The sequence below is a fragment of the Clostridium sp. UBA4548 genome (assembly GCF_002387895.1).
Lineage (GTDB): Bacteria > Bacillota > Clostridia > Clostridiales > Clostridiaceae > Clostridium_J.
This window is the reverse complement of the sequence record NZ_DGLI01000017.1, coordinates 1-14763: the sequence shown is the minus strand read 5'-3', so window position 1 is coordinate 14763 and position 14763 is coordinate 1. Positions and strand designations below refer to the sequence as shown.

At 31.6% G+C, this 14763-nt stretch carries 11 protein-coding genes and 1 rRNA gene; 1 reads left to right on the top strand and 11 read right to left on the bottom strand.

Features of this window, described 5'->3' with window-relative positions:
- Positions 1-106: 106 nt before the first annotated feature.
- The 10 genes from B3040_RS06100 to dpaL form a co-directional block, all read right to left on the bottom strand.
- Positions 107-1498: an MATE family efflux transporter gene (locus tag B3040_RS06100; protein ID WP_291571225.1), complete on the bottom strand. Its 1392-nt coding sequence runs from the start codon at positions 1496-1498 to the stop codon at positions 107-109.
- Between the two features lie 173 nt (positions 1499-1671).
- A complete protein-coding gene (locus B3040_RS06095) occupies positions 1672-2883 on the bottom strand; it encodes an ABC transporter permease (RefSeq protein ID WP_291571224.1) in 1212 nt (403 codons plus the stop codon).
- Positions 2873-3607, bottom strand: coding sequence for an ATP-binding cassette domain-containing protein (locus B3040_RS06090; protein WP_291571222.1), 735 nt, complete (start codon positions 3605-3607; stop codon positions 2873-2875). Before B3040_RS06090 ends, B3040_RS06095 begins: the two co-directional genes overlap by 11 nt.
- A gap of 175 nt (positions 3608-3782) precedes the next feature.
- Positions 3783-4196 carry a DUF805 domain-containing protein gene (locus tag B3040_RS06085; protein ID WP_291571220.1) on the bottom strand — a complete coding sequence of 138 codons (414 nt, stop codon included), beginning with the start codon at positions 4194-4196 and terminating at the stop codon, positions 3783-3785.
- A gap of 137 nt (positions 4197-4333) precedes the next feature.
- Entirely contained in the window at positions 4334-4942 is a 609-nt protein-coding gene (locus B3040_RS06080; protein WP_291571218.1) for a DNA-3-methyladenine glycosylase, read from the bottom strand.
- Between the two features lie 202 nt (positions 4943-5144).
- Positions 5145-6320, bottom strand: a complete 1176-nt coding sequence (gene megL / locus B3040_RS06075; RefSeq protein WP_291571276.1) for a methionine gamma-lyase — start codon at positions 6318-6320, stop codon at positions 5145-5147.
- Positions 6321-6691: 371 nt separating this feature from the next.
- On the bottom strand, positions 6692-8242 hold the full coding sequence (locus B3040_RS06070; protein WP_291571217.1) for a sigma 54-interacting transcriptional regulator: 1551 nt from the start codon (positions 8240-8242) through the stop codon (positions 6692-6694).
- Positions 8243-8530: 288 nt separating this feature from the next.
- The gene (locus tag B3040_RS06065) at positions 8531-9514 is read right to left on the bottom strand and encodes an ornithine carbamoyltransferase (protein WP_291571215.1); all 984 of its coding nucleotides are present in this window, start codon (positions 9512-9514) and stop codon (positions 8531-8533) included.
- Positions 9515-9676: 162 nt separating this feature from the next.
- Complete coding sequence (locus B3040_RS06060) at positions 9677-10888, bottom strand: YgeY family selenium metabolism-linked hydrolase (RefSeq protein WP_291571213.1); 1212 nt, start codon at positions 10886-10888, stop codon at positions 9677-9679.
- Between the two features lie 240 nt (positions 10889-11128).
- Positions 11129-12358, bottom strand: a complete 1230-nt coding sequence (gene dpaL / locus B3040_RS06055; protein WP_291571212.1) for a diaminopropionate ammonia-lyase — start codon at positions 12356-12358, stop codon at positions 11129-11131.
- A 279-nt stretch (positions 12359-12637) separates the two neighbouring features.
- Here dpaL and B3040_RS06050 point away from each other — a divergent pair, with 279 nt between their 5' ends.
- Positions 12638-14026, top strand: coding sequence for a PLP-dependent cysteine synthase family protein (locus B3040_RS06050; RefSeq protein ID WP_291571210.1), 1389 nt, complete (start codon positions 12638-12640; stop codon positions 14024-14026).
- A gap of 298 nt (positions 14027-14324) precedes the next feature.
- Here the strand turns inward: B3040_RS06050 and rrf are convergent.
- A 5S ribosomal RNA gene (gene rrf, locus B3040_RS06045) occupies positions 14325-14442 on the bottom strand.
- Between the last annotated feature and the right edge of the window lie 321 nt (positions 14443-14763).

Here is a 14763-nt window from a genome sequence, read left to right as displayed (position 1 = left end):
TATTCTATAAAGATTTTGCTCATACAAATTTATTTTTGTGTGGTATTAAAAAAAGCTCAATTTATTATGTGAAAAGCACCTTAATATAGGTGCTTTTTATCATTGCTTATCTAATTTTAACATGCTTCCATTTACCAGTTTTAAATCTTGCATAAACCATCATCCACCTAAATACTTGATCCAAAAATACTGCAATCCAAGCCCCCATAAGTTCCAGATTGAATATATTAATAAACACATATGCTAATACAACTCTTATACCTAAAATTCCAATTCCAGTGGATAGCATTGGAAAAGTTGTATCTCCTGCACCTCTTAAGGAACCTACAATTATAAAAGCTGAAGATTGAAATGGTTGCATTACAGCAACAATTTTCAAAGCATCTGCACCTGAGTTAATTATTACCTCATCTTTAGTATAAAGTCCTAATATTTCAGGTGCGAATAAGAAGAAAACCACTCCAATTAGTGTTGCTAGTATAGATCCAATTTGACGGGCCTTTGAAACATAAGCTTCTGCTCTTGCAGGATCCCCTTCCCCTAAAGTTCTTCCCGTTAAGGACGCAGCAGCTATTGAAAAGGATTGCCCCGTAGTAAAAGAAAAACTTAAGATATTTAAGCAAATTTGATGTGCAGCATAAATCACAGTACCTAATGAGGCCACGGTTTTAGTAAATAACATAATACCAACTCTTAGTATCATCATTTCTATAGAAGATGGTACCCCAATTCTTATAAAATTTCTTACAATATCTTTATCATATTTAAATTTCTTCTTAAAATCAATTTTAATTCCAGTTTTCCCTTTTAAAAATAATCTTACAATCATGAAGGTAGCCACAATTTGAGAAAAACAAGTTGATATTGCAGCCCCAGTAACGCCTAGAGCTGGTAAGCCAAATACTCCATAAATAAGTAGTGCATTTCCAACTACATTCAAAGCATTAACTTTTATATTTATTTTCATTGGAGTTTTAGTATCCCCAACTCCCCTTAATACTGCAAACAGTGAATTGTTTATTCCCTGGAATAAGAACCCAAACATAATTATTCTAAAATACCATATTCCAATGTTAATTGTATCAGCTTCTGCTCCCATAAACCTCATAATATCTACAGCAAATATTTGAGCTAGAATAAATAGTGGAACAACTAAAAAAACTAAATTAATTAACACAATATGTTTAACAGTATTTTCTACTTTTCCTTCTTCTTTTCTTCCTATGTATCTAGCTACCATAGCTGTTCCACCAATGTTTAAAGCCTGCACTATTGCAAGACCAATAAATAGAGGCTGATTAGTAATTCCTACCGCCGCCACTGATGCTGCTGCTATAAAGTTATCATTGATTCTCCCCAGCATTATCATATCTACCATGGAAAACAATGAACCTAACAATGACTCTAGTAGCACTGGCCATGCTATATTTACTACATCTTTTGTAATTGGATCATTTATATTTTCAGTAAAATTCAGTCTTTTTTTTAAATCTAGCATAACACTATCCACCTTTCAACTTTTCTATTTTCATACTATTATGTATATTCAACGCAGTAATAAAAAACCCTTTTAATTTTTATATTTATTAACGTATATGCATATTCAAAAAAAAAACCCTCAAAATTGAGGGATTTTTTTACATACATAAATAGAATTCATCATAGTAAATATTAAGTTCTGAAAATGACCTGTTCCTTTTTGAACATAGTTCTTGCAATAAGTAAAGAAATAAATATATAAACCACTGTCCATCCTAATGTGATTCCAATATGGGTATAATTATAAATACCAAATATCAATTCCTTGAGAAGACATACTACATTAGCTAAAGGTATATGAAAGTAGAAAGTCTCAATATTTTTAGCATCTAACATGTAGGTTGCATAAATTGGTATAATACCTATTACAGTTAATGGAGTAATATAAGTTTGCGCTTCTTTAAAAGATCTAGCATAAATACTAATAGCTAGTTCTAAAGCACCAAACACCATTGTAGTTAACACAGCTATAATAAATATAAATAAAAAGACCTTGTAATCTATCCCAAAACTTAAAGCTGATGCGGCACTGTTTGCACCCATTTCACCAGTAAACACTCCTGGATTTATAGCAAAGGATATATAAAGCCCTACTAGGGAAGCTAATGCAGTAATCATCCCAAGTAAGGTAATTGCAAAAAACTTTCCATATAATAATGACATTCTACCAGCTTGTGTAGTAAGTAAAGGTTCTAAGGTTCCACGTTCCTTTTCACCGGCTCCTAAATCTGTTGCTGCAGGAATTGGTCCTGTAATACAATACATTACAAGTAATAATGGAAGCATCATTGACAAAATCATAGTTGAAGCTCCACTTTCCTCTTCCTTAACAGTTTTTTGTTCTATGTTTATTGGTGTTAGTATTTTGGTATCTATATTTCGTTCCGATAATCTATTAGTTACTATGCCTTGAGAATAGGCTTGTATAAACCTTTCAACTGTTCCAGCAACAATTGAAGAGGTTTGACTTGCATTATCCATTATAAGAGTCACTGATATTTGCTCTTCACCTTTAATTTTTTCATCAAACTCCTTTGGAATTTCTATTGCAACTGAAAGATTTCCATCCTTTATATCTCTATCAACCTCTGTAGAATCTACTACTATTACATTTTCTTGCCCCTTAATAAACTCTCTTAAAGAGCTGTTACCTGAATCAACAATAGCAATTTTCATATCTTTTGTTGCATCTTCTGTGGTTTTTGCCATGCCTTTCCCAAGCACAAAAAACATAATAGGAAATATTAAAAGTGGTACTAGAATACTGGCAATTATAGTTTTCTTATCTCTAAAAATGTCCATTACTTCTTTCCTAAAAACTAGTCCTATTATATTATTTTTCATGAGTATCACCCCCAATTAAAGCAACAAACACTTCTTCTAGGTTATTATTTTTATATTTTTCCTTTAACTCAGTTATAGATCCACGTTCCACTATTTTTCCTTTATTTATAATTATTACCCTATCACATAGCTTTTCAACTTCCATCATGCTATGACTGGAAAATATAATGGATTTATTTTCTTCTTTACACTTAAAAATGAAGTTTTGAACAATTCTCGCTGCTGTTACATCTAATCCCATTGTAGGTTCGTCAAAAAGCATGACTTTTGGGTTGTGAACAATGGACCTAGCTATAGCAACCTTTTGCTTCATTCCTCTTGAAAACTTTCCAACTCTCCTATCGATGTACTCCTCCATTTCTAGTGCTTTAGCTAAATTTTCAATATTTTTATTAGCTTCCTCTTTGGATAATCCGTTTAACATAGCGAAATATTTTATGTTCTCTCTAGCAGTAAGTCTATCGTAAAGTCCTACCTCTCCACCAAACAATATACCAATTTGAGAACGAACTTTGGAATCTTCTGTTAAGATGTCGTAACCATTTATCTTAGCAGTTCCCTCTGTTGGTTTAAGCATTGTAGCTAGCATTCTTAGAGTAGTAGTTTTTCCAGCTCCATTTTCTCCTAGTAAGCCAACAATTTCTCCAGATTTTACTGAAAAACTTATATTATCTACAGCCTTTATTTCTTTAAAGCTTTTACTCAAACTATTTACTTCAATCATAAATTCACTCTCCTCCGTTCAAACGTAAAACTTTAATAATCATTATATATTCTAGCACAATATAACATATTCTTCCACATCTTCAAGTTATAAATTTAAATTCGTACATACTTAAAACAGAAAAATAGTGTAACCTTTATAGTTACACCATTTAATATTTCATCAACTTTCCATATTATTTTTCAAATACATCTACAGCAACTTCACTTCTATTTTTATTCTTAGTTTTTATAGGAGCAGTTCCATATTTATTATCTCCTTCGGTTCCTTTTATTAAAAGTAATGTTAAAATTGCAGGTATTTGTATATAAGGAATACCACATACTACTGCTAATATACCAGAGATATTTATATCTTGAACCCTTTTATAACTACTAAGAACTATTAAGATGCTTAGTAGCACTTTTAAAGTGAACTTTCCAGCAAATAATAATATTCCTAATGTATCATTATTAAAAGTTGAAGTTAAGTTAATTATTAAGTCAAATAAAAGATTCATAATTATAAATCCCATTATTAAAGCAGTTATATAGATCCCATATTTTTTTCTACTCATTCTTCCTTCTAGTTTAAATAAACTATTCTCCATGTAATCGCCCCTCTTATATAATCCTCATTTTTAAGGTAGTAAATCATATTATCTACTCTTATTTTATACCAAAGGAAGGACTATTATACATTATTTACCATAATGTTATATTATTTTTACAGAATATTCAAAACTGGTTACTTTTTCGATATGTACGGGTTATCTTTAATATAAAATCTCCAAGGATAATCCTTTGCTTCTTCAGCATAATCTATACCTATTCTTGTAGTTTCAACTATTTCAAAATTATTATAATTTACATCTTCTATATATAATATATCAGAGGTTAAGTTAACAGCATTTAAGGTTTTATCAAGTTTTAAAGCACTACAGAGTTTAGCCGGTCCATTTGCTATATTTATTATTTGCTTTTTAGTAAGTTCCTTTATATTTTTGTTAACTCTTAGTAGTGCCATATCTTCTATGCCTTCCACTGGCTGTAAAGCCCTAATAAGAACAGCTTGTGGTATCCCTTCCTCCGCTGTAACAACATTAAAACAATAATAAAGCCCATATATAAAGTAAATATAACTTACTCCACCAGCTTCAAACATAACTTTAGTTCTTTCTGTTTTTCTTCCACCATAGGAATGTGCTGCTTTATCCTGTATTCCCATATAAGCTTCTGTTTCAACTATAACCCCAGATAATATTTTACCATTTATTTTATGTACTAACTTTTTTCCTAACAATTCCTTTGCTACTAGTAATGTGTCCCTTCTATAAAAAGATATATTCAATTTCATAGCACAAATTTTCCTCCAATTAAAGTTAATATATTAATATTAAATAACAAACTAATCATAAATTAAACTAAATATAGTGTAGGTTATTTTATTCTTATTATTCATTACAAAAGGCACCCACTTAAGATTACACTTAAATAGATGCCTTTAGCTTACTTTTAAACTAATTATATTTTGTTCATCATATTTATTTTAATAATATTTACACAATTATATTAAGTGCTTGGTCTAAATCTGAAATTATATCTTCAACATTTTCTAAACCAACAGCTAATCTAACTAAGTTATCCTTTATTCCTGCCTCTAATCTTTCCTCACTAGTATATGGTGAATGAGTCATTGAAGCTGGATGTTGTATTAAGGTTTCACAATCTCCTAAACTTACTGCCAAGCTACAAAGATGTGTGTTATTGATCATTTTTTTACCTTCTTCAACTCCACCCTTTATTTCAAAGGCAATTACTGCACCTGGAAGAGCCATTTGTTTTTTAGCTAAGTCATATTGTGGGAAGCTCTTTAACCCCGGATAGTATACTTTTTCTACTGCTGGATGACTTTCTAAAAACTCGGCTACTTTCATAGCATTAGCACAATGTCTTTCCATTCTAACTTCAAGGGTTTTCATTCCCCTAATTACTAGATATGCATCAAAAGGACTCATTACAGAACCTGTCATGTCTTTAACTCCAAATAATCTAACTTGAGTTAAAAACTCTTTATATCCAGCTACAAATCCGCAAACTACATCTCCATGACCATTTAAAAATTTTGTTCCTGAATGGATTACCACATCTGCACCTAATGATAGTGGCTTTGTAATATATGGTGTGCAGAAAGTATTATCTACCATAACTAAACAACCATCATTTTCATGAGCTATCTTACTTATTCCTTCAATATCAGCTATATCTAAATTGGGGTTGGCTGGGCTCTCCAAATATACAACTTTTGTATTAGGTCTCATGGCCTTTCTAACATTTTCAGGATCTCTTGTATCTACAAAAGTTACTTCTACTCCATATCTAGTTAGACCATGGCTTAAATATGCAAATGTACATCCATATAAAGTTTTAGCTGCAACCACATGATCTCCAGCTCTTAAAGCAGACCATAATGCTGATGAAACCGCTCCCATTCCTGAGCTCATAGACACAGCAGCTTCTGCACCTTCTAGAAGTGCAAGTTTCTCTTCTAGAACAGTATTAGTAGGATTACCAAGTCTTGAATAAATGTAACCTTCTTCCTTTAATGCGAACCTATTGCCCCCCTGTTCTGCTGAATCAAATATAAAAGTTGCTGTTTGATGTATTGGAGTAGCTAAAGCACCATATTGATCCTTTACTGCACCTCCATGAACAGCTCTTGTTGAAAATCCCATGTTTTTTAACACATTTTTATCCACAATAATTCCCCCCGTAAGATTAATACATATAGTTTCAATTTATTATGTAGCAAATTCTATGCCAATATTAAAAATAAGAACTAAATATACTATATTCTTTCACCTTTTAAATCATTTCACCTTTTCTTATGTCTAGCAAAGGCATAGCTACACTATATAATTCCCACTTATATATAGTTATTTTCTTAGTCTGTGGTTTTGTGAATACATTTTTCAACTTTAATGCCTATACCTTTAAAATGAAGGAAGGGTACTAAGATTTCGAAAAATGGCAATATAAATTACCACTTTGTTTCAGTTTGCGGTAATTTATGTTGCCACTCGGTTCTAAAACTTTCCAATTTATATCATAGCTTATACTTGTTTATTTTATTAATTAAAGCAGTGTGAGAAATCCCAAGAGCTTTAGCTGCTGATCTAATACTTTTATGACTATTTAGCACTTTCTTAATTTCTATAGCTTCTACCCTTTCCATTGTAACTTTTAAAGGTTCATTTTTATGTACTTCCAGTATTTCTTCACTTGTACTGCTACCCAGGTCAAATATAAGGTTTTCTATAGTTAAGCTGTCCCCTTCACAAAGTATCATAGCTCTTTCCATAACATTTTGTAATTCCCTGATATTCCCCTGCCAAGGATATTCTAAAAGTTTATTAATAAATTCCATTTCTGCACCTTTAATATCTTTACTCAACATAAAGTTTAGTTTCTCAATAAAATGCATAACTAGTATTGGTATATCTTCTACTCTATCTCTTAAAGGTGGAATGTATAGAGGAATAACATTTAATCTATAATATAAGTCCTCCCTAAAGCTTTTGATTTTTATCATTTCTTCTAAATTTCTATTAGTTGCTGCAATAACTCTTATATTTATTTTCTCCTCTTTATTTGACCCAACTTTTCTTATTATGCCTTCTTGTAATACTCTTAAAAGCTTTGCTTGAAGTGGCAAAGATAGCTCCCCAATTTCGTCTAAAAAAATACTTCCCTCATGAGCTTGCTTGAATAGTCCCTCTTTTCCATTACTCAATGCGCCTGTAAAGCTTCCCTTCTCATATCCAAAAAGCTCGCTTTCAATTAGATTCTCTGGAAGAGCCGCACAGTTTATTGCCACAAAAGGGTTATCCCTTCTGCTGCTTAAGTTATGTATAGCTTTTGCAAACAATTCCTTTCCAGTACCACTTTCTCCTCTGATTAGCACAGTGGAATTTATCTTAGCCACAGTTGTAGCTAGATTTTTTACTTTTTTTATTGCTTTACTATTACCTACAACATCTTTAAACGCACCTTGCTCTGTAGAAGAAATTACCTTAACCATCTCTATTGCTTTATTTACGTCTCTAAGTGAACATACTCCTCCTAGAGTATTATCCTCATCGTCTTTTATAGCTGCTCCATTTATCATGTAATGTTTTTTCTTTTGGTCATTACTAACCTTTATTTCAATATTTTTATAACTCTTTCCGTTTATAATTAGTTTTATTATATCCTCATCTTTTAATATTGATTTAATATCATTACCTATAATATTTTCCTTTTTACAACTAAAGATTTCCTCGCAATATCGATTAAAAATCTCAACTTTTCCATTTTTATTAGCCACAATTATGCCATCATCAACTGAATCCAATACTGCTAGCAACTTTCTTTCATTTTGCTCATAATATAAAAGTTCCATTTCTTCAACCTTAAGTACTTCCTCTATAGTATAGAACTCATTAATTAATTCTTCTTTTTTGCACTTATGAATATCTTCAATTTTTACGCATACCTTTGTTGGAAAAACTTCAACAGAAGTTAAGCTAATATTAGCTTTATATATCTTTTCTAAAACTTTAAGAGTAACTCCAATCTTATCTTCAGTTATTATTTCAAATCTAATGTACTTTTTCATATCTCACCTATATTCCAATAGTCAATTTTCTCTTTCAAAAATTACACAGTACTTTTATAGGATTATACAAATTTTAATCCCACACCTTAATTATAGATTATTTAAACTATTTTAAATAGTATTAATCCTTAAGTTCAGCGTCTCTTTATTTATTAATTTTTAGCTACTATCCTTAAATTTACCCTAAAATCAAATTAATTGCTCAATTTAGAATTAAGTAAACTATCTTATAGTTATAAATAAAGGTACTTCACTATTAGATGAAGCACCTTTGTTTATAATTAAATATTACTTTCCGCCCATAGTTAGCAGCATTACTGCCTTTGCTGTATGCAATCTATTTTCAGCCTCATCATAAACAACTGAGTGAGATCCATCTATAACAGAATCCTCTACCTCATTTCCCCTATCTGCAGGCAATGCATGCATATAGATTGAATTTCTTTTTGTCAATGCCATGATTTCTTCTGTACATTTCCAGTTTCTATAAGATTCTAATAAATCATCAACTACTGCAGTACTTTGATTAGTAACCCAACTTCCCCAGTTTTTAGGAATTACTACATCTGCATCTTTGTAAGCTTCTTCCATATTATGAGTTATTGTTAATGTTCCTCCATGTTTTTCAGCATTTTCCCTTGCTTGTTCAATTGCCCATTCTGGTAAGTCATATCCCTCTGGGTAAGCAAGCCAAACATCCATTCCATACCTTGGGAATAACAATACTTGAGTTAAGGGAACAGAAATTGGTTTTTTATGACTAGTAGCATAAGCCCATATTATAGAAACCTTTTTACGTCTTACATCTCCCAACTTTTCTTTCATTGTCATTAAATCTGCTAGACCTTGCATTGGGTGGTATAAATCGCATTGAAGATTCATAATTGGCACTGATGAATTGGCAGCCATTTCTCTTAAATACTTATTTCCAACACCCCAAAAACAGTTTCTACAAGCTATTGCATGACCCATTCTTGATAAAATTACAGCAGTATCTTTTGCACTTTCTCCATGAGATATTTGCATTGTACTAGTATCTAAATAGTTAGCATGTCCTCCTAATTGCGAAAAACCAGCTTCCATAGAATTTCTAGTTCTTGTTGATTGTTCAAAGAACATTAAAAACATTGACTGACCTTGCAGATAATTTGTTTGTTCCCCAGTAGCAAATTTTCTCTTTAAATCAAATGATACGTCAAGTATTGTGTCAATCTCTTCTTTAGTCCATTCTTGTAGTGTAATTAAATGTTTCCCTCTGAATACACTTTGCATTAATAACTCCCCCAACTTCTTATTCAAAATTTAGTTACCTAGAATATCTATATATTTATTGTTATTTAACTTCAATAATCAGCCTTTAAAACCTTACCTGGGCTATTACTAAACTAATCTGACTTATTATAGTCAACTGCTTTAAAATCAATATTTTCTCAATTACTTTTTATAGTTTTCAACGTACATAAATGGAATTACTGCATACATAGCAGCACATTGTACTAATTCTCCCTTAAAGGTCTTCTCATTTGGTGCATGAGCTTCATCTTCATGACCTGGTCCAAAACCTATACATGGTATTCCATAACGCCCCATTATAGAAACTCCGTTTGTGGAAAATGTCCATTTATCTACTAATGGTTTTTTATCAAATAATTCTTCATAACACTGAACTGCATTTTTACAGATTTCGTGGTTCTCTGGAATTACCCAAGTAGGAAAATAACTTTCAGTTGGATAAACTAATCCTGTATAAGCTGGTCTTTCATAAGTATACATCTCAACTTTAGCATTAGCTGCCTTCACTGCAGGCAGTCTTCTTATTTGCTCTAATGCATAGTCAAAGGTTTCCCCATCAGTAAGTCTTCTGTCTATAGATATGGTACAACTATCAGCTACTGCACATCTAGAAGGAGAAGTGAAAAATATTTCTGAAACAGTTAATGAACCTTTCCCTAAGAACTTATTGTCAATTAGATTCTCATGAAGTGCCTTTAATTCATTAAGTATTGGCGCCATTTTAAATATAGCATTATCTCCTCTTTCAGGTGCTGAACCATGGCAACTTAATCCATTAGTTGTTACCTTAATCTCCATTCTTCCTCTATGTCCCCTATAAATGTTGCAGGAAGTTGGTTCAGTGATTACGACAAATTCAGGTTTGATTTTATCTTCATTAATTATATATTGCCAACAAAGCCCATCACAATCTTCTTCCTGCACTGTGCCTGTAACAATTAAAGTGTAATCATTCTCAAGATTTAATTCCTTAATTATTTTTCCTGCATATACCATGGAAGCCATACCACCCTCTTGATCACTTCCACCTCTTCCTAAAATTATATTTTCATCCTCATAGCCCTCATAAGGATTGTATTTCCATAAATTTATATCACCTATTCCTACGGTGTCTATGTGGGCATCCATAGCAATAACATGTTTACCATGCCCTATAAATCCAAGCACATTACCCATTGCATCAATTTCTACTCTGTCAAATCCTACCTTTTCCATCTCTTCTTTTATTCGCAGAACTACTGTTTTTTCATTACAACTTTCACTTGGAATCCTAATCATATCCCTTAAAAACTTAGACATGTCCTCCTTATAATTATTTGCCCTTTCCAAAACTTTTTGAAAATCAACTTTCATTTCTACCTCTCCTTACAAACATTTATATTTAAGTAGTTTTATAAAATTTAATTTAACACTTTTTTATTAAGCAATGATCAAGTTTATTTTGTAGAGCGGCTTTGGAAGAAGATTTCACTCCCACCTGATGAGAATAGGAGAATTATCCTTCAAAAACTTCGTTAAAATTTCCTTATTATTATTTCTATTAGATATAATAACTAATGCCTTAATATATAATTTCTATTTTTAGTACATTAATTAGCCCTCAATAAAAGAAAATGCCCCATCCCATACTATTCTTCTATAATTTGTAGGGTCTGTATCTCCCTCTGTACTAAATATTAGTATCACAGATTCTTTATTTAAGTTTAAGAGTTGCTTCAAATGTCCATAATCAGTATTTATCATAATCATTGAAAGAAGACCTATTCCAATGCCCGCTGACTCACCAGCTATTATTCTTTCATCCTCTCCTAAGGGATTGCCTAGTATCCGCATTCCATTTGCAGTAATATAATCAGGACATGTACAGAAACCATAGACAAAATCTCTTATTATTTTCCATCCAACTTTTACAGGCTCACCGCAAGCAAGCCCTGCCATTATACTTTCTAAATTTCCAGAAACATTATGTGGCATCCCATCATTTATCTCAGCAGATTTAAAATAACAAGCTGCATTAGTAGGCTCCATAACTATTGTGATTGGCATTTTACCATTGTAATAATTTGCTATGGCACCAATAACCCCACCAGCCATGGCTCCAACCCCAGCTTGAACAAAAATATGAGTTGGTATTTGAACACCTAAATCTTGAAGTTGCTCTATTGCTTCCATTCCCATGGTTGAATATCCTTGAATTATTGAATTTGGAACTTCCTCATATCCTTCCCATGAAGTATCTTGAACAATATACCAATTGTTTTTATTTGCTATTTTATTTACATATCTTACAGTATCATCATAATTTAAATCAGTTACTATTACCTCTGCTCCCAAGGCTTCTATATTTTTAACTCTACTTTGAGTGGTTCCCTTAGGCATGTATATAATAGCTCTTAATCCTAGCTGGTTAGCTGTCCAAGCTACACCCCTGCCATGATTTCCATCTGAACAAGTGGCTAAGGTTATTTCTTGAATTTTCTCTCTTATTTCTTCAGTTTTTAAAAAATCAAAGGTTATCTTGTCCACTTCAATTCCTAGTAAATCACAAATTAATTTGGAAATTCCATAGGTGGCACCTAAAATCTTAAAGGAGTTTATACTTCCTCTTTTTGATTCATTCTTAACAAATATTGATTTTACTCCTAGATATTCAGATAAATTTGTAAGATGTACTAGAGGAGTAGCTTTACATTGTGGAATTGAATCATGTATATGTCTTACCTTTTTAAGCTCTTTTCCTGATAAAAACTTTGGACATTTATCTGTTGTAGGTTTGTATCTTTTGTTTTGAATAAATTGAATCTTATTTGTAACTTCTGACATTTGCTCATCTCCATCATTTTATGGGAATTATTAATAAATACATATGCTGACTTTAAATATTTATTCATAAAACAAGCTTATATTTTCTTACATTAAATTTGTATCTCAAGCTACTAAATTTATAGTTAAAACATATATATCTGCAGCTACTTATGTTAAATAATTAAATTTTTAATATTATTTCATTGACCTTTAAGAGAAATGTCATAATATAAGAAATTTATCATATTAATTTACAGTAACAAAACAAATTTATGTATAAAAATGGAGGTAACTTTAATGCAAAAACTAATATGGGGACCAACTTTTAATGAGATGTTAAATCCTGAAACAATAAAACCTGATATCAGAGAAAAAGCCCTTAAGGCCCTAGAAGAGGATCCTTTGGATCCAATTAATTTATTCAATATTAACTTTACAGATCATAAAGGAAATTTAAGTTATTTTCTTGTACCAAAAGAAGTTACCGGTATAAAAGCGAATATAATTTGTTTATTAGGTATGAATTTTCCTACTGGAAGCCATAAGGTTGGTGCTACTTATTCTGTTACCATGGAAAAACAATTAAGCGGTGAAATAGTTCCTGGTGAGCATACAATTGTATATCCTTCTACTGGTAACTATGGTATAGGTGGTTCATGGACAGGTCCTCGTATGGGCTATGATACTAAAGTTATTTTACCTGAGTTAATGAGTCAAGAAAGATTTGATAAAATTCATTACTACGGTGCAAGTTATATTAAAACCCCTGGATGTGAAAGTTCTGTTAAAGAAATATATGACAAGTGTTGGGAATTAAAAAAAGCTAGTAAAACTAATTATATATTAAATCAGTTTGAAAGTTTTGGAAACTATCTTTTCCATTATTATGTAACTGGAAATACTATTAGCAAAATATCTGAAGAATTAAAGAATAAAGGTGTTGGAAATGGAAGAGCAGCCGCTGTAGTCTCATCCATGGGTTCTTCCGGAACAATTGCATCTGGTGATAGAGTAAAACAACTGTTTCCAGAGGTAAAAATAGTTGGCCTTGAACCAATTCAATGTCCAACCTTATATAATAATGGTTATGGTGATCATGATATTCAAGGCATAGGTGATAAACATGTAACTTGGATTCACAATGTCATGAATATGGATGCTATGATGTGTATTGATGATATGGATTGTAAAAAGGCGCTTCAGGTTTTCACTGATAAGGTAGGTAAAGATTACTTACTAGAGGAAATCGGTCTAAGTTCTGATATTATTGAAAAACTTTCAAGAATTTTTGGCATATCAGGCATTTGCAATATATTAGGTGCTATAAAAACCGCTAAGTACTATGAGTTAACTGAAAAAGATAATATCTTTACTATGGCTACTGATAACTTCGATAGATATTATTCTGTTATGGACCAAATTACTGAAACCTTTGGACCTTTAACAACTACGGAAGCTGCTGTAAGATTTAATTCTATTTTAAAGGGAGTTAAACTAGATTATATAGAAGAAGGAACTATGTTAAATAAAAAGAGATGGCATAATTTGAAGTACTATACTTGGGTTGAGCAACAAGGCAAAACTGTCGAAGAATTAAATGCTCAAAAGTGCCAAGACTACTGGATTGAAAAACAACAACAAATTAATAAAATTGATGCTAGTTTAAAAGAAGCTAGAGGATTTTAAAGGTAATTGCTGTTTACAATTTATTATATTAAGTTCATAAATTTGCAAATTAATATATTCATATAAAACAATTTTAAGCCTCTTTATATGAATATCTAGTTAAGCTTCGGCAGTTATTATGAAACCTAGGATAAAATCCTCCTAGTATAAAGCCTTCACTAATCTACAGTTAATTTTATACTTGTTTTATTATATAAAAATAAGAACAAAGTAGTCAGTTATTATTTGTTCTTATTTTTTTGCTAATAAAAAATAAAACACCAAGCAAAGCTTGATGTTTTTCATCTTTTGCATTAATACCTGGCGACCTCCTACCCTCCCACAAAGTCTCCCTTGCAGTACTATCGGCCTCCTGTTGCTTAACCTTCGTGTTCGGTATGGGAACGGGTGTACCCAACAGAAGCATCGTCACCAGATTAAATTTCCATATAATCTTTGCATTACATCGTCAGTTTCAGCCACTGTGGTGCTCATTTACGTCTATGTAAACCCTGCTCCTCATTCCTTTACTTCCTTGTTCTGCTTGATTCTATTAAAATTTAAGAACAATTATATTGTTCTTTCAAAATTGCACAGTGATTCAAATTTAATATTAACTACACATTACTACGTCAGTTTCAGTCACTGCGGTGCTCATTTACGCCTATGTAAACTCTGCTCCTCACTCCTTCACTTCCTTGTTCTGCTCGCTACTATTAAATTTGAGAATTTATCAATTAGGTCAAGCCCTCGACTTA